General features: G+C 63.0%; 21 protein-coding genes. 17 read left to right on the plus strand and 4 right to left on the minus strand.

Going from position 1 to position 24,625, the window contains the following annotated elements:
* The first annotated feature begins 3 nt into the window (after positions 1 to 3).
* Together prmC and ACODSD_RS18405 are read left to right on the plus strand one after the other, a co-directional pair.
* Complete coding sequence (prmC, locus tag ACODSD_RS18400) at positions 4 to 822, plus strand: peptide chain release factor N(5)-glutamine methyltransferase (RefSeq protein ID WP_488878002.1); 819 nt, start codon at positions 4 to 6, stop codon at positions 820 to 822.
* Complete coding sequence (locus ACODSD_RS18405; protein WP_488877992.1) at positions 822 to 1,583, plus strand: phosphatase PAP2 family protein; 762 nt, start codon at positions 822 to 824, stop codon at positions 1,581 to 1,583. Before prmC ends, ACODSD_RS18405 begins: the two co-directional genes overlap by 1 nt.
* Before the next feature lie 123 nt (positions 1,584 to 1,706).
* On the opposite strand, the gene ACODSD_RS18410 is transcribed toward ACODSD_RS18405, so the two are convergent.
* Positions 1,707 to 2,186 carry an FKBP-type peptidyl-prolyl cis-trans isomerase gene (locus ACODSD_RS18410; RefSeq protein ID WP_107798510.1) on the minus strand — a complete coding sequence of 160 codons (480 nt, stop codon included), beginning with the start codon at positions 2,184 to 2,186 and terminating at the stop codon, positions 1,707 to 1,709.
* Between the two features lie 140 nt (positions 2,187 to 2,326).
* Between ACODSD_RS18410 and ACODSD_RS18415 the strand changes: the two genes are divergently transcribed.
* On the plus strand, positions 2,327 to 3,460 hold the full coding sequence (locus ACODSD_RS18415) for a ribosomal protein uL16 3-hydroxylase (RefSeq protein ID WP_488877993.1): 1,134 nt from the start codon (positions 2,327 to 2,329) through the stop codon (positions 3,458 to 3,460).
* Between the two features lie 695 nt (positions 3,461 to 4,155).
* Here the strand turns inward: ACODSD_RS18415 and bamC are convergent.
* Complete coding sequence (bamC, locus tag ACODSD_RS18420) at positions 4,156 to 5,283, minus strand: NlpB/DapX family lipoprotein (RefSeq protein WP_107798512.1); 1,128 nt, start codon at positions 5,281 to 5,283, stop codon at positions 4,156 to 4,158.
* A gap of 31 nt (positions 5,284 to 5,314) precedes the next feature.
* Complete coding sequence (gene dapA / locus ACODSD_RS18425) at positions 5,315 to 6,190, minus strand: 4-hydroxy-tetrahydrodipicolinate synthase (RefSeq protein ID WP_488877994.1); 876 nt, start codon at positions 6,188 to 6,190, stop codon at positions 5,315 to 5,317.
* A gap of 175 nt (positions 6,191 to 6,365) precedes the next feature.
* Here dapA and ACODSD_RS18430 point away from each other — a divergent pair, with 175 nt between their 5' ends.
* Both ACODSD_RS18430 and fabG read left to right on the plus strand, forming a co-directional pair.
* On the plus strand, positions 6,366 to 7,997 hold the full coding sequence (locus ACODSD_RS18430; protein ID WP_107798514.1) for an ABC-F family ATPase: 1,632 nt from the start codon (positions 6,366 to 6,368) through the stop codon (positions 7,995 to 7,997).
* 254 nt (positions 7,998 to 8,251) lie between these two features.
* Positions 8,252 to 8,992 (plus strand): 3-oxoacyl-ACP reductase FabG, encoded by a 741-nt coding sequence (fabG, locus tag ACODSD_RS18435; protein ID WP_043638508.1) that lies wholly within the window; start codon positions 8,252 to 8,254, stop codon positions 8,990 to 8,992.
* A gap of 67 nt (positions 8,993 to 9,059) precedes the next feature.
* On the opposite strand, the gene cysB is transcribed toward fabG, so the two are convergent.
* A complete protein-coding gene (gene cysB / locus ACODSD_RS18440) occupies positions 9,060 to 10,004 on the minus strand; it encodes an HTH-type transcriptional regulator CysB (protein WP_107798515.1) in 945 nt (314 codons plus the stop codon).
* Between the two features lie 112 nt (positions 10,005 to 10,116).
* Here cysB and ACODSD_RS18445 point away from each other — a divergent pair, with 112 nt between their 5' ends.
* The 12 genes from ACODSD_RS18445 (at position 10,117) to ACODSD_RS18500 (ending at position 24,599) form a co-directional block, all read left to right on the plus strand.
* A complete protein-coding gene (locus ACODSD_RS18445; protein WP_107798516.1) occupies positions 10,117 to 10,821 on the plus strand; it encodes a phosphoadenylyl-sulfate reductase in 705 nt (234 codons plus the stop codon).
* Positions 10,822 to 10,840: 19 nt separating this feature from the next.
* Complete coding sequence (locus tag ACODSD_RS18450; RefSeq protein ID WP_488877995.1) at positions 10,841 to 12,499, plus strand: nitrite/sulfite reductase; 1,659 nt, start codon at positions 10,841 to 10,843, stop codon at positions 12,497 to 12,499.
* Positions 12,483 to 12,995, plus strand: coding sequence for a DUF934 domain-containing protein (locus tag ACODSD_RS18455; protein ID WP_227104416.1), 513 nt, complete (start codon positions 12,483 to 12,485; stop codon positions 12,993 to 12,995). Before ACODSD_RS18450 ends, ACODSD_RS18455 begins: the two co-directional genes overlap by 17 nt.
* Positions 12,996 to 13,233: 238 nt before the next feature.
* Positions 13,234 to 13,911 (plus strand): OmpA family protein, encoded by a 678-nt coding sequence (locus tag ACODSD_RS18460; protein WP_107798519.1) that lies wholly within the window; start codon positions 13,234 to 13,236, stop codon positions 13,909 to 13,911.
* Between the two features lie 173 nt (positions 13,912 to 14,084).
* Positions 14,085 to 15,020: a bifunctional riboflavin kinase/FAD synthetase gene (locus ACODSD_RS18465; protein WP_107798520.1), complete on the plus strand. Its 936-nt coding sequence runs from the start codon at positions 14,085 to 14,087 to the stop codon at positions 15,018 to 15,020.
* Entirely contained in the window at positions 15,017 to 17,794 is a 2,778-nt protein-coding gene (gene ileS, locus ACODSD_RS18470) for an isoleucine--tRNA ligase (protein WP_107798521.1), read from the plus strand. Before ACODSD_RS18465 ends, ileS begins: the two co-directional genes overlap by 4 nt.
* Positions 17,795 to 17,926: 132 nt before the next feature.
* Positions 17,927 to 18,415 carry a signal peptidase II gene (gene lspA / locus ACODSD_RS18475; RefSeq protein ID WP_048412579.1) on the plus strand — a complete coding sequence of 163 codons (489 nt, stop codon included), beginning with the start codon at positions 17,927 to 17,929 and terminating at the stop codon, positions 18,413 to 18,415.
* Positions 18,416 to 18,443: 28 nt separating this feature from the next.
* The gene (gene ispH / locus ACODSD_RS18480) at positions 18,444 to 19,385 is read left to right on the plus strand and encodes a 4-hydroxy-3-methylbut-2-enyl diphosphate reductase (RefSeq protein ID WP_107798523.1); all 942 of its coding nucleotides are present in this window, start codon (positions 18,444 to 18,446) and stop codon (positions 19,383 to 19,385) included.
* Positions 19,386 to 19,546: 161 nt separating this feature from the next.
* Positions 19,547 to 21,442 carry a molecular chaperone HtpG gene (gene htpG, locus ACODSD_RS18485; protein ID WP_107798524.1) on the plus strand — a complete coding sequence of 632 codons (1,896 nt, stop codon included), beginning with the start codon at positions 19,547 to 19,549 and terminating at the stop codon, positions 21,440 to 21,442.
* Positions 21,443 to 21,569: 127 nt separating this feature from the next.
* Complete coding sequence (locus ACODSD_RS18490) at positions 21,570 to 23,075, plus strand: hypothetical protein (RefSeq protein ID WP_488877996.1); 1,506 nt, start codon at positions 21,570 to 21,572, stop codon at positions 23,073 to 23,075.
* Positions 23,076 to 23,139: 64 nt separating this feature from the next.
* Positions 23,140 to 23,988 carry a segregation and condensation protein A gene (locus ACODSD_RS18495; RefSeq protein ID WP_107798526.1) on the plus strand — a complete coding sequence of 283 codons (849 nt, stop codon included), beginning with the start codon at positions 23,140 to 23,142 and terminating at the stop codon, positions 23,986 to 23,988.
* 77 nt (positions 23,989 to 24,065) lie between these two features.
* The gene (locus ACODSD_RS18500) at positions 24,066 to 24,599 is read left to right on the plus strand and encodes a GNAT family N-acetyltransferase (protein ID WP_107798527.1); all 534 of its coding nucleotides are present in this window, start codon (positions 24,066 to 24,068) and stop codon (positions 24,597 to 24,599) included.
* The last annotated feature ends 26 nt before the right edge of the window (positions 24,600 to 24,625 follow it).

The following is a 24,625-nucleotide window of genomic DNA, read 5'->3' on the forward strand; positions in this document are numbered from 1 at the left end:
ATGCTGACGATAGCCGAGGCGCTGCGCCTATACCCCTTGCCCCGCCTGGAAGCCCGCATGTTGTTGCAGCAGGCGGCGCCGGAGCTGACTCACGCCCGCATCGCGGCCTACCCGGAACAGACGCTGAGCGCGGAACAGGAGGCGTGTTTCCGCGCGCTGGCCGCCCGGCGCGCCGCCGGCGAGCCGGTGGCCTATCTGATCGGCCGGCGAGAATTCTACGGCCGCGATTTCACCGTGGGCCCGCAGGTATTGATCCCCCGGCCGGAAACCGAGCACTTGATCGAGGCGGCCTTGCAGCGGTTTGGCGACCGCGCCGCCCGCGTCGTCGACCTGGGTACCGGCAGCGGCGCCATCGCCGCGACGCTGGCGCTGGAGGCGCCGGCATGGCGGGTCTGCGCCGTTGATCTGTCGCCGGAGGCGCTGGCCATCGCGCGCGGCAACGCGGAACGCCTGGGCGCGCACGTCGATTTTTATCAGGGCAGCTGGTATCAAGCCTTGCCCGAGAACGCGGTCTTCGATCTCATCGTGTCCAATCCGCCGTATATACAGCGTGACGACGAACACCTGGGGCAGGGGGATGTGCGTTTCGAGCCGCGGATGGCGCTGACCGACGAGGCCGATGGGCTGGACTGTCTGCGCGCCATCGCCGCCGACGCGCCGCGACGGCTGGCGCCGGGCGGCGGCTTGATCGTCGAGCACGGCTACGACCAGGGCGCGGCGGTGCGAGGGCTTTTCGCCGACGCGGGTTTGCTGCAAGTGGAAACCATTGTCGATCTGGCGGGTCTGGATCGAATCACCCTTGCAACGATGAAAGCTGACTGATGTGGTTTAAGTTGTCCTGTTTGCGCCGGCTGTGGCCGGCGTTGTTGTTATCGCCGCTGGCTGTCCTGCTGGCAGTGTCCCCGGATTTCAATCGAGAATTGTTTCTGATCCTGCATGAGGCCGGCCGCGTCGCGCCCGGCGCGTTCTGGCGTCTGTTGAGCGTGCTGGGCGACTGGCCCACGGTGCTGGCCCTGCTGCTGGCCTTGAGCTGGCGGCGGCCGGACAAGCTGCCGGCCTTGTTGGTGGGCTGCGGCGTCGGCGTGTTTCTGGCCATCGTGCTCAAGGCGGGCTTCGCCGTGCCGCGACCGCCGTTGGCGCTGCCGCCGGGCTCGGTGCAATTGCTGGACGATTTGCCCGGCAACGGCTCCTTCCCCTCCGGCCATGCGATGGCATCCGCCACGCTGGCGAGCTTTCTTTATTATTCAGGCGTCTTGCGCCGCGGAGCCTTGCTGACGGCGGCCGTGGCCTTGGTGATGCTGTCGCGCTTGGCGATAGGCGTGCACTGGCCGCTGGATGTGACGGTGGGCGCCTTGCTGGGATGGGCGTCCATGAGCGCCGCTTGCCGCTGGGCCTGGCCTCGGGGATGGCCGGCGGGCTTGAGTGCGAGGCTGCAGTCGCTGATGCTGCCGGCCTTGGCGCTGCAGTTGCTGTGGCTGTTGTACAAGCCGGGCAGCCATGAGGAATACGGTCTGAGGCTGGCGGTGTGCGCGCTGGTGCTGGCCGCGGGTTGTTGGCGCTGGCGGCGCGCGCGCTTGGGATAGCGCCGGAGCGTTCGCGCTCAGGCATGACAAAGGCGGCCCAATGGGCCGCCTTTGTCGAAATCAGGCCGGCGCGCCGGCAAAAGCATTACAATAACGCCGGTGCCGGCAGGGCCGGATGCCTGATCAATGGTGGTGGCCGTGCTCGCCGTGGGCGTGACCATGGCTGACTTCATCGGCGCTGGCGGCGCGGATTTCCACTACCTTGGCGGTGAAGCGGATGCTCTGGCCGGCCAGCGGGTGGTTGGCGTCGACCACGGCCTTGCCGTCGGCGATGTCGGTGACGCGGAACAGCAGCACGTCGCCGGTTTCCGGATCGTCGGCTTCGAACATCATGCCGACTTCGACGTCAGCCGGGAACACGTCCAGGTCTTCCAAGCGGATCAGTTCTTCTTCCGGGTCGCCGAAAGCGTCGTCCGGCGTCATCTTGACGTCGATGGCGTCGCCAACGGCCTTGCCTTCCAAAGCTTCTTCCACCAGCGGGAAGATGCCGTCGTAGCCACCGTGCAGATAGCTGATCGGCTCTTCGGTCTTGTCGAGGAGGTTGTTGTCAGCGTCGAACATCTCGTAGTGGAGGGTCACGACGGTGTTTTTGGAGATTTGCATGAGTGCGGATCCGTGAAGGAAGGTAAATAAAGCGGATGGCGGCGCAAGCCGGCCATCGAAAACGATTTTCAGATGCGCCGCCAATTGCGCGCATCCCATATTGTAAACCATTGCCGGGCGTTTCAGCCCGTGAAACTGCCATGAACACAACAACTTTGCTGGGCGGGATGTCGCCCGAACAGTTCCTCGCCGAGTACTGGCACAAGAAGCCTTTGCTGATCCGCGGCGCCCTGACCGAGGTGGGGCCGCTGGCGGATTTTTCGGTGCTGTCGCAACTGGCGACCCGCGAAGACGCGGAGTCGCGTCTGATTGAATGCCGCAACGGCCGCTGGAGCCTGGAGCGCGGTCCGTTCCGCCCGGCGCGTTTCCGCCGGCTGCCGGAAACGGACTGGACCTTGCTGGTGCAGGGGGTCAACCAGCATCTGCCGCATATCGACGAGCTGCTGTGGCGTTTCAATTTCATTCCCTACGCGCGGCTGGACGATCTGATGATTAGCTACGCGCCGCCGGGCGGCACCGTGGGGCCGCATTTCGACGCCTACGACGTGTTCCTCTTGCAAGTGGGCGGGCGCAAGCGCTGGCAGATCTCCACCCAGCACGACGACGACTTCATCGAAGACGCGCCGATCCGGGTGCTGAAGGACTTCCGTTGCGAGCAGGAGTTCGTGCTGGAGCACGGCGACATGCTCTATCTGCCGCCCAAGTGCGCGCATCACGGCGTGGCGCTGGACCCGGGCATGACTTATTCGATCGGCTTCCGCGCGCCGCCGGCGCAGGAACTGGCGACGCAATTCCTGGTGCATCTGCAGGACCGCATCTGCGCGGAAGGCGTGTACGCCGATCCCGAGCTCAAGCTGCAGCAGGACCCGGCGCGGATCGGCGACGAGATGGTGGAGCAGGTCAGCCGTCTGCTGGAGCAGATCCGTTGGGACAAGGCCGCGGTGGGGGACTTCCTGGGCCACTATCTGACCGAACCCAAGGCGCATGTATTTTACGACGCGCCGGAAGAGGAGTTGGATGAGGCCGAATTCGAGAGCGAAGCGACATTGCGCGGACTGGAACTGGACCGCAAGAGCCAGATCCTGTTCTGCGGCGACAGTTTCTATTGCAACGGCGAGAAACTGGAGGCCGCGGAAGAGGATTTCGCCGCTTGGCGCGCCTTCGCCAATGCCAGGAGCATTGCCGGCGCGGCGCTTGGGCCTGGCATGCAGGAATGTTTGTACGAGGGATACCTGGCAGGCTATTGGCATTTGGCGACGAATGTAGCAAAATAACCACAGAAATTGTTCGGATGCGCAAGTGATATCGACAAATTCTGGCCTCAACGACAGGGGTAAACGCCCGTTTTTGTGGCTATGCTGCTTTGCGGAAGAGGATTATGGGCAAAGGTGTTTTTTTGGAATTTTGCCCCCTATACAGCCTTTTTTTTCGTGATACAATTTGCGCACTGATGGATTTTCAGTCGCCCGGCTTATTTCGAAGACCGTGCGATAACTGACGTCTTGTTCAACTTATCCTCAAAGGTAATGAAAAAATGAAACAGTCGCTCCTCGTTGCTGCCCTGCTGGCTGTAGCCCTGTCCGCTTGCGGTAAGAAAGCTGAAGCTCCGGCTGAAGCTTCCGCTCCTGCTGTTGAAGCATCCGCTCCGGCTGCCGCTCCGGCATCCGCTCCGGCTGCTGAAGCTTCCGCTCCGGCTGCTGCTTCCGCTCCGGCTGCTGAGGCTTCCGCTGCCAAGTAATTCTTGGCCTGCGACAAAAAAACCGGCTATGGCCGGTTTTTTTGTATCTGTAGCAAATGGAACAAGGGGTGTTGCAACATGAAAACAACACAATTGTCTGTTCGCTACAAAGCGTTACATTTCGCCTGATAACGGATGGCCGGATTCATTGACCGGCCATTGGGAAAACAAGGCGCAAAGAAAAGCCCGCGACAGCGGGCTTTATCTTTTGGGACGCGTTGATTTCGCGTCTTATTGCAGCTCGGTTTGCAGCTTGGACAGCGCGGCCTTGCTGAAGGCGTCCGACAGCGGCTTGCCTTGTTTGTCCTGGATGGACACCGTGCTGGAGCCGGGCGCGGTTTCCTTGATCTGCACGCGGTATTCCTGCTCCGTGGGTTTGGCGGATTTGCCGTCGTCGCTCTTCCAGAAGGCGAGGCCGGACCAGAAGCCGCCGGACTCGTTCTTGTCGGTTTCGCTCTTGGCCGGTTTGACGAAGTAAACGCCCTGGGAACGGTCGCGGTCGCTGACCACCAGGCCGACGCGGTCCAGCGCCAGGCCGACGCGGCGCCAAGCGCGGTCGAACTCGTCGCTGAGCAGCAACTGGCCGTCTACGATGGGGGTTTGCGGCTTGGCCGGCGCGCTCAGCGTCTGCTTGACCTGTTCGCGGGCTTTATCTTCCGCCATGCCCAGATTCATCATGAAGCGGCCCAGCAACTCGGCTTCCAGGCCCGGGTCGGTGGCGCGCGGCTGCCAGATGGTATTGGTCTTGGTGGTGTCGGCATAGACTTCTTCCATGCCGCGGTGGGAGAAGTAAACTTCCGTGCCGTTGGCGGTCTTTTCCAGACGAATGCGGAACTTGTCGCGCTCGCCGGTGGAGTAGACGCTGCCGAGGCCGACGGTTTCCAGCAGCTTGCGCAGGCCGTCGTTGGGCAGTTTGGCGCGGTTTTCCGCCCAATCCGTTTCCATCACGCCCACGGCCGGGTCTTCGCTCTTGATCACGAAGCCGTTGTCCTGCCAGAAGGCTTTCAGCGCGGGCCACAGCTGTTCCGGGCTCTTGCCGGATACAACCAGCCAGCGCTGGGTGCCGGCGCGTTCCATCTTGACGTTGTCCAGCTGGTTCAGCGCGACCGAGCTGCCGGCCGCCGGCTGTTGCGCCGGCGCGTCGGTCTTGGCGCCCTGGGCGGCGGCGCTGGCGGCGCCTGGGATGGTGTATTTGTTCTGGACTTGCGGCGCGGTCAGATCCGGCGGCACTTCCAGAGTGTTGACGGTTTTGGGCTTGTCGGACTGGTAGTCCAGCTTTTTGGTCAGCGGCTGTTGCGAGCTGCAACCGGCGATAATGCCAGTTGCCAGCAGAATCGCGGCGGGCGCGGTTCGTTTCATGCGGTCTCCCATCGTTTCGGCAGGGGAAGGGTTAAAGGACGTCGGCTTGTTTCATCGCCGCTTCCACGGCCGCTTGCGCGTCGGGGGAGAGCGGAGTCAGCGGCAGGCGGATGCCGGAGGGAATCCGGTTCATCCGCGTCAGCGCCCACTTGGCCGGAATCGGGTTGGGTTCGATAAACAGCTGCTTGTGCAGGCCTTGCAGCTTGTCGTTGATCTCGCGAGCCAGCTTGGCGTTGCCGCTGGTGGCGGCTTTGCACAGCTCGCTCATGGATTTGGGGGCGATGTTGGCGGTGACCGAGATCACGCCGTGGCCGCCGCACAGCATGAAGGCCATGCCGGTGGCGTCATCACCGGAATAAAGGGTGAAGCCGTCCGGAACGCGCATGACCAGATCGCAGGCGCGGCCGATGTCGCCGGTGGCGTCTTTCAGGCCGACGATGTTGGGGTGGGCGGCCAGGCGCAGCGCGGTGTCGTTGCTCATGTCGGCAACGGTGCGGCCGGGCACATTATAAAGAATGACCGGCAGCTTGCTGGCGTCGGCGATCGATTTGAAATGCTGGTACAGACCTTCCTGAGTGGGCTTGTTGTAATAAGGCACGACGGACAGCACGTAATCGGCGCCAACCTCCTGGGACAGGTGGCTCAGCTCGATCGCTTCGGCCGTGGAGTTGCCGCCGGCGCCGGCGACGACTTTGACGCGGCCTTCAGCGTATTCGACAACCGCTTTGACCACGGCGATATGCTCGGTCACGTTCAATGTGGCGGATTCGCCCGTGGTGCCAACCGCGACAATGCCGTCGGTGCCATTCTCAATATGGAAATCGACGAGTCGTCGCAGTGCCTCGTAGTCCACCGAGCCGTCTGCGGACATCGGGGTGACCAGGGCGACCAAGCTGCCGGTAAGCATAGTTCAGCCTATCTCAGGGAATAGAAAACAAGGCTTACGATTGTAGCGGAATTCCAGATGCTGGCAAAAGGTAGGCGGCGTTTCCGTGACGGACGGCTCGGGAAAACGCCGGCACTGTGCTAGAATCCCACGTTTTTCCGATACTTACGGCTATTTGGCTGAAGGATCCCTAAGCGTGATTACCACAAGCAACATTACCATGCAGTTTGGCGTCAAACCTTTGTTCGAAAAGGTTTCCGTCAAATTTGGCGAAGGCAACCGTTACGGCCTGATCGGCGCCAACGGTTCCGGCAAATCCACTTTTATGAAGATTCTGGGTGGCGACCTGGAGCAGACCAGCGGCGAGGTGGCCATCGAGAACGGTCTGCGCCTGGGTAAGCTGCGTCAGGATCAGTTCGCCTATGAAGATCAGCGCGTCATCGACGTGGTGATGATGGGCCACACCGAGATGTGGGCGGCGATGAGCGAACGCGACGCCATCTACGCCAACCCGGAGGCCAGCGAAGACGACTATATGCACGCGGCCGAACTGGAAGCCAAGTTCGCCGAATACGACGGCTACACCGCCGAGGCGCGCGCGGGCGAGCTGCTGATGGGCGTGGGCATTCCGGTGGAACAGCACGCCGGCCCGATGAGCGAAGTGGCGCCGGGCTGGAAGCTGCGCGTCTTGCTGGCGCAAGCCCTGTTCTCCAATCCGGACATCCTGTTGCTGGACGAACCGACCAACAACCTGGACATCAACACCATCCGCTGGCTGGAACATGTGCTCAACGAGCGCAACGCCACCATGATCATCATTTCGCACGACCGTCACTTCCTGAACTCGGTGTGCACCCATATGGCGGACTTGGACTACAACACTATCCGCATCTACCCGGGCAACTACGACGACTATATGATCGCGTCGGCTCAGGCAAGAGAGCGTCAGCTGTCGTCCAACAGCAAGGCCAAGGAACGCATCCAGGAACTGCAGGAGTTCGTGGCCCGCTTCTCCGCCAACAAATCCAAGGCGCGTCAGGCGACCAGCCGACTGAAGCAGGTGGACAAGCTGAAGTCCGAAATGGTGGAAGTGAAGCCGTCCAGCCGTCAGAACCCGTTCATCCGTTTTGAAATGGACGACAAGTTCAAGCTTCACCGTCAGGCGGTGGAGGTGGATCACCTGAACAAGGCTTACGACGCCAAGGTGCTGTTCAAGGATCTGAGCCTGATCCTGGAAGCCGGCGCCCGTCTGGCCGTCATCGGCCCCAACGGCGCGGGCAAGACCTCGCTGGTCAAGCTGCTGGCCGGCGCCTTCAACGCGCCGTTCGCCGAAGGCCTGAGCGCCGACCGCGGTTCGATCAAATGGGCGGAAAAAGCCCAGGTCGGCTATTTCGCCCAGGACCATGAAGCCGATTTCGACAGCGATATGACGCTGACCGAATGGATGCGCGAATGGGGCCAGGAAGGCGACGACGAGCAGGTGATCCGCGGCACGCTGGGCCGTCTGTTGTTCGGCGGCGACGAAGTGGGCAAGCCGGTGCGCGTGCTGTCCGGCGGCGAGAAGGGACGCATGCTGTACGGCAAGCTGATTCTGCAAAAGCCCAATGTGATGATCATGGACGAACCGACCAACCATATGGATATGGAATCGATCGAGTCCCTGAACATGGCGCTGGAGAAGTACAAGGGCACCCTGGTCTTCGTTTCCCACGATCGTCAGTTCGTCAGTTCGCTGGCGACGCACGTGCTGGAACTGGACGGCAAGGGCGGTTACGACTACTACACCGGCAACTACGAAGACTATCTGGCCAGCAAGGGCCTGGAGTAAGCCTCGGCTCTTGGTCGGTTACACGCGGTAACTGACCTGTAGAGCAGTTGCTTTACCGGCGGGAGTCAGTGCGCTATATTGCAGTGCGTCTTGTGCGCTGCAATGGCTGCAGCGCACAAACTCCCGCTTTTCTTTTTTGCTTTAGAAAATAACCAATAAAAACAGGTGTTTGGCCATAGGTGGTCGATGGTGGAGTTGTAAGTCCGGCCTCCGGGCGGATTGCCTGTCATCTACAAAGTCAGTAAGGAAAATCCATGCGCTTGAAAGGTAAAGTCTCCATCATCACCGGGGCCGCCAGCGGCATCGGCAAGGCGACCGCCGAGAAATTCGTCAAAGAAGGCGCAGTCGTCGCCGTTTGCGACCTCAATCTGGACGCGGTCAACGCGGTGGTCGAGGAGTTGCAGCAGGCCGGCGGCGAAGCCATAGGCTATAAGGTGGACGTGACCAATAAGGGCCAGATCGCCGACATGGTCGCCGACCTGAAAAACCGCCGCGGCCGCATCGACGTGCTGGTCAACAACGCCGGCATCGTCATGGACGCCCAGTTGATGAAAATGACCGAAGACCAGTTCGACAAGGTGATCGACATCAATCTGAAAGGCGTTTACAACTGTGCCCGCGCGGTGATCGACACCATGGTGGAGCAGGGCGGCGGCGTGATCCTGAACGCGTCCTCGGTGGTGGGCGTCTACGGCAACTTCGGCCAGACCAACTACGCGGCGTCCAAGTTCGGCGTCATCGGCTTCGTCAAGACCTGGGCCAAGGAGCTCGGCAAGAAGGGCATCCGCGCCAATGCGGTGTGTCCGGGCTTTGTCGCCACTCCCATCCTGCAATCGATGCCGGAAAAAGTGATCCAGGCGATGGAAGACAAGGTGCCGATGCGGCGCATGGCCGACCCGACCGAGATCGCCAACGTCTACGCCTTCCTGGCGTCCGACGAGGCCAGCTACATCAACGGCGCGGCCATCGAGGTGACAGGCGGCCTGACGCTCTGATCCGGCGCCCCTGTACGCGAAAACGCCCCGATATCGGGGCGTTTTGTTTTGCCTGGCCGGAAGCGGCTCAATCCTCGCTGTCCGGGTCGCGCGCCAGCAGCGCGGCTTCGACTTCGCGCCGGTGCAGATGGGGCGCGAACAGTTCGATGAAGGTGTAGGCGAAGCCGCGAAGATAGGCGTCCTTGCGGATGCCGATCTTGGTGGTGGACGGCTCGAACAGATGGCCGGCGTCCAGCAGCTGCAGATTGATATCGCGCTCCGGCTCGTAGGCCATGCTGGCGATGATGCCGATGCCCAGCCCCAGGCTGACATAGGTCTTGATCACGTCGGTGTCTATCGCGGTCAGCACCACATTGGGCGCCAGGCCCTGATCGGCGAAGGCCTTGTTGATCTTGGAGCGGCCGGCGAAGGCGAAGTCGTAGGTGACGATGGGGTAGCGTGCGATGTCCGCCAGCGTCAACGGGCGATCCAGCTTGGTCAGCTCGTGCCCTTCCGGCACCACGATGGAGCGGTTCCATTCATAGCAGGGCAGCATCGCCAATTCCTTATACAAGGCGATGCCTTCGGTGGCGATGGCGAGGTCGGCTTCGCCGGACACTACCATTTCGCAGATCTGGGTGGGGCTGCCCTGCTTGATCGACAGCCTCACCTTGGGGTAACGTCGAACGAACTCGGCGATGGCCGGCGGCAGCGCGTAGCGCGCCTGGGTGTGCGTGGTGGCGATGGTCAGCGCGCCTTCCGCCTCCTTGGAGAATTCGTCGCCCACCCGTTTCAGATTCTGCGCTTCGCGCAGAATGCGCTCGGAAATGCGCAGCACCTCCTTGCCCGGCTCGGACACCGAGACCACCCGCTTGCCGTTGCGGATGAAAACCTGGATGCCCAGCTCGTCCTCCAGCAGCCGGATTTGCTTGGAAATGCCCGGTTGCGAGGTGTGCAGCTTTTCCGCGGCCTCCGAGACGTTCAGCCCTTGCTTGGCCACCTCGACCAAGTAACGCAGTTGTTGCAGCTTCATGCGACGCCATCCTCTATAAAACCTGTAGTAATTAAATACTAACACAATATTCTTTTCGGTTTATAAGCGGCTTGGGTAGGATTGTCATGAAATTTCCTGCCTGGAGCCTTTGATGAGCCTGGAAGCAAAACTGGACGCCACCGTCGCCTGCCTCAGGACGATCGCGGCCGAGCATCCGGACGCCGTGCTGGCCAACAGCTATGGCGCCGAGGACATGGTGCTGACCGATCTGATCGCCCGCCTGGGCCTGGGCATCGCGGCCTTCAGCCTGGACACCGGCCGCCTGCCGGCGGAAACCTACGACCTGATGCAGCGGGTGGAAGAGCGTTATCCCAGCCACCCCGTCGCCGTGTATTTTCCGCAGTCCGCCGCGGTGGAGCAGTATGTGGCCCTCCACGGCATCAACGGCTTTTACCGCAGCGTGGACGCGCGCAAGTCCTGTTGCCAGCTGCGCAAGCTGGAGCCGCTAAGGCGCGCGCTGGCCGGGCGTTCGGCCTGGATCACCGGGCTGCGGCGCGAACAGTCGCCGACGCGCCAGGATCTGCAGGTCAGCGAATACGACGCCGACAACGGCCTGCAAAAGTTCAGCCCGCTGCTGGACTGGAGCGAGGGCGAGGTCTGGGACTATCTGCGCGCGCACGAAGTGCCCTACAACGCCCTGCACGACCGCCATTACCCCTCCATCGGCTGCGCGCCCTGTACCCGGGCCATTTCGGTGGGCGAGGACGTCCGCGCCGGCCGCTGGTGGTGGGAAAACCCCGATTCCAAGGAATGCGGCCTGCACGTCAAGGCCAGCCCGTTGAAACGCCCGGCATAGCGCCGCCTGAAAGAGCACCATGTATCAATATGATGAAGTCGATCACCGCATCGTGCGCGAGCGCGTGGTTCAATTCCGAGATCAGACCCGGCGCTATTTGGCCGGCGAACTGAGCGAGGACGAGTTTCGCCCGCTGCGGCTGATGAACGGCCTGTACGTGCAGCGCCACGCGCCCATGTTGCGCGTCGCCATTCCCTACGGCCATCTGCGCAGCGGCCAGCTGCGCAAGCTGGCCGACATCGCCCGCCGCTACGATAAGGGCTACGGCCATTTCACCACCCGCCAGAACATCCAGTTCAACTGGCCGGAGCTGGCGCGGGTGCCGGATATCCTGGAAGAGCTGTCCACGGTGGAAATGCACGCGATCCAGACTTCCGGCAACTGCGTGCGCAACACCACCACGGACGCCTTCGCCGGCGTGGCCGGCGACGAGCTGCTGGATCCGCGCCCCTGGTGCGAGATCATCCGTCAGTGGAGCACGCTGCACCCCGAGTTCACCTTCCTGCCGCGCAAGTTCAAGATCGCGGTGTCCGGCAGCGTGGAAGACCGCGCGGCCACCCGCGTGCACGACATCGGCCTGCACGTGGTGCGCAACGAGGCCGGCGAAGTCGGTTTCCGCGTGATGGTGGGCGGCGGACTGGGGCGCACGCCCATCGTCGGCGACGTGGTCAAGGGTTTTCTGCCCACCCCGCATCTGCTGACCTATCTGGACGCAGTGCTGCGGGTCTATAACCGCTTCGGCCGCCGCGACAACAAATACAAGGCGCGCATCAAGATCCTGGTCAAGGCGATGACGGTGGAGGGCTTCGCCGCCAAGGTGGAGGACGAATGGCTGCATATCAAGGGCGGCCCGGCCACGCTGCGCGACGAGGACGTTGCGCACTACGCCAGCTTTTTCACCGATCCGCCGTATCAGACGCTGCCGGCCAATCCGCCCGAGCTGCGGACCTGGCTGGAAGAAGACAAAGGCTTCGCCCGGTGGGCGGAGCGCAATACCCGCGCTCACAAGCGGCCGGGTTATCGCTCGGTCGTGCTGTCGCTGAAACGCGCCGGCGTGCCGCCCGGCGACATCAGCGCGGAACAGATGGACGCGGCGGCGGAATTGTCCGAGCGCTTCGGATTCGGCGAACTGCGCGTCGCCCATGAACAGAACCTGGTGCTGCCGGACGTGCCGGAAAAGGATTTGCACGCCTTGTGGCAGCTGGCGCGCCAGCACGGCTTCGCCACTCCCAATATCGGCCTGCTCACCGACATCATCTGCTGTCCGGGCGGCGACTTCTGCTCGCTGGCCAACGCGCGCTCGATTCCGGTGGCCGAGGCCATCCAGCAAACCTTCGAGGACATGGACTATCTCTACGACCTCGGCGACATCGACTGCAATTTCTCCGGTTGCATGAATGCCTGCGGCCACCATCACATTGGCAATATCGGCATTCTGGGCGTGGATAAAAACGGGGAAGAGTGGTACCAGATCACGCTGGGCGGCAGCCAGGGCAGCGCCACCAGCATAGGCAAGGTGATCGGGCCCTCGTTCGCCCAGGCCGACGTGCCCAAGGCCTTCACCACCATCATGAGCGTCTATCTGGAGCAACGCGGTCCGGGCGAGCGCTTCATCGAAACCGTGCGCCGCATCGGCATCGAACCCTTCAAGGAGCGGGTGTATGCCAAACATCATTAAACAGGGACAAGTCCGGCCCGACGATTGGAATCTGCTGCGCCAGGATGAAAACGGCCAGTTGCCGGAAACCGCCGCGGGCGGCAATGTGATCGTGCCGCTGTCCGATTGGCTGGAACGACGCGCGTTCTGGCGCAGCCATGCGGCGCGGGTGGGCGTCTGGCTGGGACCGGAGGACGATCCGGCGCGGCTACTGGCCGATTTGCCAGAGCTGGAGCTGATCGCCGTCGATTTTCCGGCCTTCACCGACGGGCGCGGCTACAGTCATGCGCGCTTGCTGCGCGAGCGCTACGGCTATCGCGGGGAACTGCGGGCGATCGGGGATGTCTGGCAAGACTTGCTGCATTCCATGGCGCAAGTTGGTTTTGATGCATTTGCCATCAAGGACGGCAAGACACTGGAATCTTCGCTGGATGGTTTCAATACTTTTAGCGAAAACTATCAGGCTACCGTGCTGAACCCGCTGCCACTGTTTCGTAGGCGCGTCACATCGGTGTAATGTGTGGCTTATGCGAGACAGAGGCTGAAAAAAAACGCTTTTTTTGACGTTTTTTTGCAACGGATTGCTCGCAATCTGTGGCGCCTCAAGTTGACATGGGATTGCAGCGTTTCTATAGTGCGGGTTAACTGCATAAACACAGTTTGCAGATCACCCTGTTGTTTGCAGTAAAATTGTTCGTGTGGTCTTTGCGTCAGCCCGCATTGCTACCCATTTTATAGATTAAAGAGGGAATAACATGACTAAACAGCTGAAACTGAGCGCCCTGGTTGCTGCTCTGTTGGTTTCCGCTAGCGCTTTTGCTGCTAAACCTGGCTATGCCGTTGACCAGTCCACCGAATCCGTGACTCGCAACAACTACGGCGAGTGCTGGAGAACCAACTTCTTCGACAAGGCCAAGGACGGCCTGGTTGAATGTGGCGACCGCGAAGCTGCCAAGCCGGTAGCCGAAGCTCCGAAGCCGGTGCTGGTTTCCGAAAAAGAAAAAGTCACCCTGTCCGCTAAAGTGCTGTTCGACTTCGACAAGGCCAAGCTGCGCGCCGACGCCAAGAACGAACTGGACCCGCTGGTTGAAAAGCTGAAAGCCAACGCCGGCAAAGGCTACCTGAAGTCCGTTGAAGTTGCTGGCTACACCGACTTCATGGGTTCCGCCGCTTACAACAACCGTCTGTCGCAAGAGCGCGCCGACGCTGTTAAAGGCTACTTCATCGCTGCTGGCGTTCCGGCTGAAAAAGTGACCTCCGTAGGTCGCGGCTCCGCTGAAGCCAAGATGACCGCCGAGTGCAAGGCCAAATTCCCGAAATACCAGAAGAAAGGTTCCAAGCAGAACCTGGCTATCAAGGAATGCATCGAGTCTGATCGTCGCGTTGAGCTGACCATCGACGCGGTTAAAGAGTCCCTGGTTGAGAAGAAGTAATCTCGATTAGTCGCTCTGTTCAAAAAGCCCCGCAATCTTGCGGGGCTTTTTGCATTGGACGGCGGAGGGCGGGCTCCTTTCGCCGTCGCCGCCCCAATTGCGTTTCATGTCTGGACGCTATCCGTGGCTGGCAGATACAATCGAAGGTTTTCAGGACGCAATAAGACCAGCACATGCAGGTATTTTTTGGAGATCCGCGGCGTTATCAGCTGCCAGCCTGCGCCTTGACCATCGGCAATTTCGACGGCGTGCACCTTGGCCATCAGAAAATGCTGCAGCGCCTGCGGCTGGAAGCCGACGCGCGCGGCTTGCCGACGGCTCTGTTGACCTTTGAACCCCATCCGCGGGAGTTCTTCGCGCGCGACAAGCCGCCCGGCCGCCTGTCCACGCTGCGCGACAAACTGGCTTTCTTGCAGCGGCTGGGCCTGGTCGACTATGTGTTCGTCTATCGCTTCAACCACGGTTTCGCCGGCATGTCGGCGCAGGACTTCATCGACAAAGTCCTGGTGCAGGGCCTGCAGACCAAGTATTTGCTGATCGGCGACGACTTCCAGTTCGGCGCCAAGCGGCAGGGCCACTTCGAGATGTTGAGCTCCTGTCCCCATTTCGTCACCGAGGCGATGCCGACGGTGCTGGCCATGGGCGAGCGAGCGTCCAGCAGCCTGGTGCGCGAGCGGCTGGCCGCCGGCGACTTGAGCGGCGCGGAAAGCCTGCTGGGGCGCGAGTACCAGATTTCCGGCCGTGTGGTGCACGGCAAGAAACTGGGCCGCACCATAGGTTTCCCCACGGCCAACATCCATCTGCCGCATTTGCGTCCGGCCTTGCAGGGCGTGTTCGTGGTGCAGGCGGAGACCGACGCCGGCGTGCTGGGCGGCGTGGCCAGTCTGGGCTTGAACCCGACGGTCAGCGACACCCCGGACTACAAACTGGAAGTGCATCTGTTCGATTTCGCCGGCGATCTCTACGGCCAGCGGCTGACGGTGCGATTCCTGAAGAAACTGCGCGACGAGGCGCGGTATGATGATTTATCGGCGCTGATCGCTCAGATCGAAAAAGACGCGGCCAGCGCCAAGACCTATTTGACAAGTTTGCAGCGAGAGCAGGCATGAGCATCGATTATCGTAAAACCGTAAACCTGCTGGATACCCCCTTCGCCATGCGCGGGGATCTGGCCAAACGCGAACCGGCCTGGGTCAAGCGCTGGCAGGAAGAGAAGCGCTATGAAAAACTGCGCAAGCTCTCCGCTGGCCGGCCCAAATTCATCCTGCACGACGGCCCTCCGTACGCCAACAACGACATCCACCTTGGCCACGCGGTCAACAAGGTGCTGAAGGACATCATCGTCCGCTCCAAGACGCTGGCCGGTTTCGACGCGCCCTATGTGCCAGGCTGGGACTGTCACGGCCTGCCCATCGAACTGATGGTGGAGAAGCTGCACGGCAAGGACATCCCCGCCGCCAAATTCCGCGAACTGTGCCGCGAATACGCGAAAGAGCAGGTGGCTCGTCAGAAGAAGGGCTTCATCCGTCTGGGCGTGCTGGGCGATTGGGATAACCCCTATCTGACCATGGATTTCAAGACCGAGGCCGACATTGTGCGCACCCTCGGCAAAATCTTCGAGAACGGCTATCTGACCAAGGGCGAGAAGCCGGTGCACTGGTGCATCGAGTGCGGCTCCTCGCTGGCCGAGGCCGAAGTCGAGTATGAGGACAAGCTGTCGCCGGCGATCGACGTCGGCTTCAAGGTGGTGGACGCGGACAAGGCGGGCGAAGCCTTCGGCGCCGACGCCTCCGGCGCGATGGCGGTGATCTGGACCACCACGCCGTGGACCTTGCCGGCCAACCAGGCGGTCGCCGCAGGCGCCGAACTGGTTTATCAATTGCTGGACACGCCCAAGGGCAAGCTGATCCTGGCCAAGGAGCTGGCCGAGGCGGCCTTGAAGCGCTACGGCGTCGAGAGCTGCCAGGTGTTGGGCGAGGCCAAGGGCCGGGCGCTGGAGCTCTTGCAGCTGCAACACCCGTTCTACGCGCGCCAAGTGCCGGTGATCCTGGGCGATCACGTGACCACCGACGCCGGCACCGGCCTGGTGCACACCGCGCCGGCCCACGGTCTGGAAGACTTCCAGGCCGGCCTGCATTACAAGCTGCCGGTGGCCAACCCGGTGGCGGACAACGGCCGTTACAAGACGGGCACCGAGCTGTTCGCCGGCCTGCTGGTCTGGGACGCCAATCCGCGTATCATCGAAACGCTGGAAGAGCACGGCGCGCTGGTGCACAAGGCCAAGCTGGAGCACAGCTACCCGCATTGCTGGCGTCATAAGACCCCCATCATTTTCCGCGCCACGCCGCAGTGGTTCATCGGCATGGACAAGGCCGGCCACGGCGGCGAGACCCTGCGCTCCATCAGCCAGCGCGCGGTGGACGCCACCGAGTTCTTCCCGGCCTGGGGCCGCGCGCGCCTGGACGCGATGATCAAGAACAGCCCTGACTGGTGCGTGTCGCGCCAGCGCAATTGGGGCGTGCCGATGACCTTCTTCATCCACAAGGAAAGCGGCGAGCTGCACCCGCGCACGGCGCAATTGCTGGAAGAAGTGGCGTTGCGCATCGAGCAGCAGGGCATCGAAGCCTGGTTCAGCCTGGACGCCAAGGAGTTGCTGGGCGAGGAGGCCGAGCAGTACCGCAAGCTGTCCGACACCCTGGACGTGTGGTTCGATTCCGGCTCCACCCATTTCGCCGTGCTCAAGCAGCGCGCCGAATTGGCTTGGCCGGCGGATCTGTACCTGGAGGGTTCCGACCAGCATCGCGGCTGGTTCCAGTCCTCGCTGAAAACCGGTTGCGCCACCATAGGCCGCGCGCCGTACAAGCAGTTGCTGACCCACGGCTTCACCGTGGACGACAAGGGCTACAAGATGTCCAAGTCGCGCGGCAACGGCATTGCGCCGGAAGAGATCTGCGGCACCCTGGGCGCCGACATCCTGCGCCTGTGGGTGGCCAGCGCCGACTACTCCGGCGATATGTCGCTGTCGCAGGAAATCCTGAAGCGCACGACGGAAAGCTATCGCCGCCTGCGCAACACCATCCGCTTCCTGCTGTCCAATCTGTCGGATTTCGATCCGCTGGAACACGCCGTGCCGCTGGCCAATATGGTGGAACTGGACCAGTACGCGCTGCTGCGCGCGCGCGAAGTGCAGGAAAAGGCGGCGGGCGAACTGTACTCGCGCTACGCCTTCCACCATGTGGTGCAGGAGGTGGTGGGTTATTGCTCCGAGGACCTGGGCGCCTTCTACCTGGACGTGATCAAGGACCGTTTGTACACCACCAAGGCGGACAGCCACGCGCGCCGCAGCGCTCAGACCGCGCTGTACCACATCACCCGCAGCCTGCTCTTGCTGGTGGCGCCCATCCTGTGCTTCACCGCCGACGAGGCGTGGAACGTGCTGGTGGACAGCGAGGAAGAATCGCCGCTGTATCACGTCTGGCATGAGTTCCCGGCCCAGTCCGCCGAGCGCGAAGCGGCCTTGTCCGCCAAGTGGCAGGCCATCCGCGAGCTGCGCGCCCAGGTCAACAAGCAGATCGAAGCGCTGCGCAGCGCCGATCAGCTGGGCTCCTCGCTGCAGGCGGAGATCGAAATCGAGGCCGACGGCGAGCTGTCGCAGTGGCTGAACGCCTTGGGCGATGAACTCAAGTTCGTGCTGATTGTCTCTAAAGCCAGCGTCAAGCCAGGCGAGCAAACCCGCGTCAGCGTGGCGTCGTCTGCGGAGCAGAAGTGCGAGCGCTGCTGGCACTACCGCGCCGACGTCGGCAGCCACGCCGGCCACGGCGCGGTGTGCGGCCGTTGCGTGGACAATATCGACGGCAAGGGCGAGACGCGCCGCTTCGCCTGATCCGCGTCGACGACGCGGCGGCACGGCCGGGCCGGAAGCATGGGAACGCTTAGCGTTCCGGGCTTCCGGCGCTTTGATATAGAGTGCGCGGAGTTCCGCTTCGCGTCGTGGAAAGGTCTGATGGAATCTGCAATGACTATGCCCAAGGCCAAGCAATGGCCGAAGTGGTTTGCGCTGGCCGCGGTGATCGTGCTGCTGGATCAATTGACCAAGATCTATTTCAACGGCAATTACCAGTACGGCGAAGTCCGGGAAATCATTCCCGGCTTTTTCGGGTTTACCTTGCTGTACAATCCGGGCGCGGCGTTCAGCTTCCTGCACGACGCCGGCGGCTGGCAGAAGTATCTGTTTTCCGGTCTGGCTTTCGCGGTGTCCGGCTGGCTGGGCTGGAATATCTTCAAGAACCGCTTCAGCGGACTGATGAACCTGGCCGCGGCCTTCATCATGGGCGGCGCGCTCGGCAATGTGATAGACCGTATCGTCCATGGCCATGTGATCGATTTCATCCAGGTGCATTACTACAGCAGCTGGTCGTACCCGGCCTTCAATCTGGCTGACTCCTTCATTTGCGTGGGAGCCGCCTTGATGGTGCTGGACAGTTTCAGAAAGCCGCGCGCCTGAGCGCCGCGGCTTGAGCAAGGATTGAGTGATGACGAAGACCATCATGCTGGCCAACCCGCGCGGCTTCTGCGCCGGGGTGGACCGGGCCATCGCCATCGTCGAGCGGGCGATCGAACTCTACGGCGCGCCGATCTACGTGCGCCACGAAGTGGTGCATAACCGCTTCGTCGTGGAGAACCTGCGCGCCAAGGGCGCGGTGTTCATCGAAGAATTGAAAGATGTGCCCAGCGGCAGCACCCTGGTGTACTCCGCTCACGGCGTGCCGCTGTCGGTGCGCGAAGAGGCGGCGCTGCTGGGCCTGCAGGTGTTCGACGCCACCTGTCCGCTGGTCACCAAAGTGCATGTCGAAGTCAAGCGCATGAACAAGGCGGGCATGGAGATCGTCATGATAGGCCACGCCGGCCACCCCGAGGTGGAGGGCACCATGGGCCAGGTGGACGGCGGCATGTATCTGGTGGAAAACGTCGCCGACGTCGCCAAGCTGCAAGTGCGCAACCCGGCGGCGCTGTCCTACGTCAGCCAGACCACGCTGTCGGTGGACGAGACCCGAGACATCATCGCCGCGCTGAAAGCGCGCTTCCCCGAGATCTCCAGCCCGAAAAAAGACGATATCTGCTACGCCACGCAAAACCGGCAGGACGCGGTGAAGGTGCTGGCCGACGAGTGCGACATCGTGGTGGTGGTGGGATCGCCCAACAGCTCCAACTCCAACCGCTTGCGCGAAGTGGCCGCGCTCAAGGGCGTGGACGCCTATATGGTGGACAACGCCGGCCAACTGGTGGAAGCCTGGTTCGTCGGCAAGCGGCGCGTCGGCGTCACCGCCGGCGCCAGCGCGCCGGAAGTGCTGGTGCAGGCGGTGATAGACCAGATCAAGGCTTTCGGCGCGGACAGCGTCAGCGAACTGGACGGCGTGGAGGAAAACACCGTGTTCGCGCTGCCGCCGGCCCTGCGCGAAGACAAGCGCGCCTGAGCCCGCCCGGCGGGTCCAAAGGCCAAACCGCCCCGCGATTTCGTCGCGGGGCTTTTTCATGTTCGCGCGGCTACGATCCTGGGTTGCGGGCAGGGGTATTGAAAACCCCGGGACAGCCCTTATCTGATGCGCATCGTTGACCAACTCTTGTTTAAGTCACCATGAGCGCATTGAAAGAAACCCTGGGTTTTCAGACCGAAGTCAAGCAGCTGCTGCAGCTGATGATCCACTCCTTGTACTCCAACAAGGAAATCTTCCTGCGTGAACTGATTTCCAACGCCTCGGACGCCGCCGACAAGCTGCGCTTCGAAGGTCTGGCCAAGCCCGAGCTGTTTGAAAACGAGCCGGAGCTGAAGATCACCATCGGCTACGACGCCGAGGCGCGCACGCTGACCATCGCCGACAACGGCATCGGCATGAGCCGTGACGAAGTCATCGCCAATATCGGCACCATCGCCAAGTCCGGCACCAAGGCCTTTTTCGAGCAGCTGTCCGGCGACGCCAAAAGGGACGCCAATCTGATCGGCCAGTTCGGCGTCGGCTTCTACTCCGCCTTCATCGTGGCGGACAAGGTCACGCTGACCACCCGCCGCGCCGGCGACGCCGCCGCCACGCGCTGGGAATCCCAGGGCGCCGGCGAATACACGCTGGAACAGGTGGAAAAGGCCGGCCGCGGCACCGAGATCGTGCTGCACCTGAAAGAGGGCGAGGACGAGCTGCTGAACGACTGGAAGCTCAAAGGTATCGTCCGCAAGTACTCCGACCACATCTCGATCCCGATCGAGATGAAAAAGGGCAATAGCTACGGCGAAAACGGCGAAGTCATCGTCAGCGACGAAATGGAAGCGGTCAACTCCGCCTCCGCGCTGTGGACCCGCGGCAAGAGCGAGATCAGCGAAGAGCAGTACAAGGAATTCTACAAACACGTCGCCCACGATTTCACCGACCCGCTGGCCTGGAGCCACGCTCGCGTCGAGGGCCGCCAGGAATACACCGAACTGCTCTACATCCCGTCGCGCGCGCCCTTCGATCTGTTCGACCGCGAGCGCAAGCAGGGCGTCAAACTCTATGTGCGCCGCGTCTTCATCATGGAAGACACCGAGAAGCTGATGCCGCATTACCTGCGCTTCGTGCGCGGGGTGATAGACAGCAACGACCTGCCGCTGAACGTGTCGCGCGAGATCCTGCAGGAAAGCAAGGACATCGACGCCATCCGCAACGGCTGCGTCAAGAAAGTGCTGGGCCTGCTGGAAGACCTCGCCGCCAATCAGCCGGAAAAATACACCGAGTTCTGGCAAGAGTTCGGCCAGGTGCTGAAAGAGGGCGTCGGCGAGGACATGGCCAATAAGGAGCGCATTGCCAAGCTGCTGCGCTTCGTCTCCACCGTGTCCGAAGGCGCCGAACCGGCGGTAACGCTGGGCGACTATGTCGGCCGGATGAAGGAAGGCCAGGACAAGATCTACTACATCACCGCCGACACCCTGGCCGCGGCCAAGAACAGCCCGCATCTGGAAGTGTTCAAGAAGAAGGGCGTCGAGGTGCTGCTGCTGATCGACCGCGTCGACGAATGGGTGGCGGGTTCGCTGTTCGAATTCGACGGCAAGGCGCTGCAGTCCGTGGCCAAGGGCGCGCTGGATCTGGGCGCGCTGGAAGACGAAGCCGACAAGGAAGCGCAAAAGCAGGTGGAGGAAAGCGCCAAGCCGGTGGTGGAGAAAGTGCAGAAAGCCCTGGCCGACCGCGTCAAGGAAGTGCGCGCCACCGCCCGCCTGACCGAGAGCCCGGCCTGCCTGGTGGCCGGCGAGCACGATATGAGCGCCCATCTGGAGCGCATGCTGAAAGCGGCGGGCCAGCCGGTGGAAGCCAGCAAGCCCACGCTGGAGATCAACCCCGAGCACGTGCTGGTGAAACGACTGGCCGAGGAGGCCGACGAGGCGCGCGCCGGCGATCTGGCCCAGGTGCTGTACGACCAGGCTCTGCTGGCGGAGGGCGGCAAGCTGGAAGACCCGGCTGCCTTCGTCAAGCGCATCAACAAGCTGATGCTGGAGCTGTCGGCTTAAGCCGGACGCCGCTTCCGCAGCAATGCCCCGCCGAGCGCGGGGCATTTTTTTGCGCTGGCAATAATGCCGCGCCAAAAATCATGGCGGGGCGTATCATCGGCGGCTTCTCTCTCGCTATGACCTGGTCATGATGGAACTGTCGCTGATTCACGCCCTGCCGGATGGCCCTTGGCTGGCACTGGACCTCAAGGCGGTCCAGGCGCAATTGGAGGCGCTGGCGGCGCAGCCGGCCGCCCTCGCCGCGGACAAGGCCGGCCAGTGGCTGGCGCAATGGCAGCGTTCGGCCTTGGCGCCGGCGGAACGCCTGCAACTGCTGCAGGCGTTGAGAGCGCCGTTGGCCGCGCTGGCGGCGCGGCTGGAGCGCGGCGCAGCACGGCAGGATCTGTCCTGCACTCCGGAGGCGCGCGCGGCCTTGCAGTCGGCCCGCCATGTGCTGCGGCAATGGCATGAGCAGTGCAAGCTGCTGGCCCAGACGTTCAGCGCGCAGGAGACCGGCCGTTTTTCCAGCTCGCGCCCGCGGCTGGAGGCTCTGCAACTGGCGCTGGCCAGCGGCTACGATTTGCTGGCGCTGCACGCGCGCAGCTACGCGCCGATGCACAAGGGCTTCTGGCGCGATTGCCACCGTCTGTACGCCCACGCGCTGGCCCAGGGCTGGGAGGGCCGGCAGGCGCAGGGCGGCGCGGCGGCGCCGGGGCTCAGCTACCGCCGGCTGATGTTGTTGGGCATGACCGCCAGCAACCGGCTGGAGGCGGCCAAGATCGCCCTGCTGCTGCAATGGCTGGAGCAGCACGCCGGCCTGCTGCGCGTGGAGCAGCTGGATCAGCCGCTGGGCGAGGACGGCGCGCTGGCCTTCCGCGCCGACGCCGACCGGCCGGCGCGCTTCTGCGCCGAACTGGACCTGGACGGCGACGGCGTGTGGTGGCGGCTGGACGCCGGCCGCTTGCTGGAGCGCCTGGACGAATTGGGCCGTCAGCGCCAGCGACAGGGCCTGGACGACGGCCACGAAGCCTGGCTGCTGGCGCGTCTGCGTCAGGAGTGGGGCGCGCCGCCGCGCCGGCGCCATGTCCGGCTGCGCCGGCTCAGCGTCGAAACCGTAGAGCTGGTCAGCCTGCTGCCGCGCTGCTGGCGGCTGGCCGCCGGCGAGCCGGCCGACGGCGAATTGGAGCCCTGCCGTTTGCAGATCAGCAATCTCAGCGCTTCCGGCCTGTTGCTGCAGGGCGAATCCTTGCGGCAGCCCTTGCGCGCCGGCGAGGTGGTGATGCTGCGCCGCCGGGGCTTCGGCTGGCAGCTGGGCCTGGTACGCTGGGTCAGCTTCGGCGGCGAGGACATGCAGACCGAGTGCGGGATAGAGTTCATCGGCAAGCGGCCGCAGGCGGTCGAAGTCGCCGCCGTCACCAGCCACGCGGCCGGCGGTTTCGAGCCGGCGCTGCGCATGCAGGCCGAGCGCCATTTCCGCCATTCCGGCATCCTGGTGTTGCCGGGCCGCCTGTATCAGGCCATGCGGCCGTTTCATCTGCGCGGCGCAGACGGCGAGTGCCGGGTGCGCGCGCTGCGCTTATTGCAGCAAACCGCGCATTATCAATTCGTGGAAATCAAGATAGACGAGCTGCTGCCCGCCGACGCGGCCGTTTGAGCGGCGGGCCCGGCGGCGGACAAGTTCCGCCACGGCGCCTGCCAGTGCTGGTATCCTTGCCGCCATGAGCAACGCCCCCCTTCCCGAGGCCCGGTCTTCGGCCGACGATTTTCAGCTGACCGCGCCGGAATTGCCGCCCAGCGTGCCGATCGCGCACGTGTTCGGCCAGCCGGTGCTGGAAGTGCCGCAGGATTTGTTCATCCCGCCGGACGCGTTGCAAGTGATTCTGGACAGCTTCGAAGGCCCGCTGGACCTGCTGCTTTATCTGATCCGCAAACAGAATCTGGACGTGCTGAACATCCCGATGGCGGACATCACCGTCCAGTACATGGCCTATATCGACGCGATGCGCGACGGGCGTCTGGAACTGGCCGCCGAATACCTGCTGATGGCGGCGCTGCTGATCGAGATCAAGTCGCGTTTGCTGCTGCCCAGGCCGCAGCTGGACGAGGAGGGCGAGCCGGACGATCCGCGGGCCGAGCTGGTGCGCCGCCTGCTGGAATACGAGCAGATGAAGCTGGCGGGGCTGGAGCTGGACAAGCTGCCGCAGGCCGACCGCGACTTCGCCTGGCTGGCGGTCTTGATCGAGCAGTCCGCCGAGCAGCGGCTGCCCGACGTCAGCCCGGTGGATCTGCGCCAGGCGTGGATGGCGATTCTGTCGCGCGCGCGCCACCATCGCCACCACAAGGTGGAGAAGGACGAACTGTCGGTGCGCGAGCAGATGAGCTGGATTCTGCGCTATCTGGACGGCCGCGAGTACGTGCCTTTCGAAGAGCTGTTCGACGCGGACAAGGGCGTCGCCCATCTGGTGGTCAACTTCATCGCGGTGCTGGAACTGGTGAAGGAGGGGATGGTCAAGGTCAGCCAGGAGGCGCCGTACCAGCCCATTTATGTCAGGATTGCGCTGGTCTGAGGCGGGCGCGCGCCGATTTGCACTTGATGTTGGCGCGGCAGCGATTAGGATACAGGTATCCATTGCGAGAGCATGCCATGCACATCGAAGCGGCCGACCAGAAACATCTGCCAGCCTATCGGCCTTTTTTTCAGGCCTGCCACGAGGAAGGGCTGGACTATTACCGCCGCGCCGGCGCGGACCCCGACGCCTGGCTTGGGCAATTGCTGGAACACGCCGAAGGGCGGGCGCTGCCCGAGGGCTGGGTGCCGTGCCGCACCTGGTTCCTGATCAACGGCCGCACCGAGATCATAGGCGCGATCCGCCAGCGCTTGGCCGACAGCGCGCTGATCGTGGAGCGCATCGGCCACATCGCCTTCGAAGTGCTGCCGGCCTGGCGCGGCCACGGCTACGGCCGGGTGCTGCTGCAATACGTGCAGACGCTGGGCGAGAAGCCGGCGCACGGCAACTGGGTGCTGGTCTGTCCGGCAGACCGGCCGGCGGCGGTGCGCACGGTGGAGGCCTGCGGCGGCCAGTTGCTGGAAACGATGGAGCACGGCGGGCGGGCGTTCCGACGTTACAGCCTGACCGCGCTGGCGGCCTGGGACGACATGGCGGAAGGATTAATTTAGCTCCGGACGGAGAGTTCATGTAGAAT

Source organism: Chromobacterium sp. FG22 (assembly GCF_057809415.1).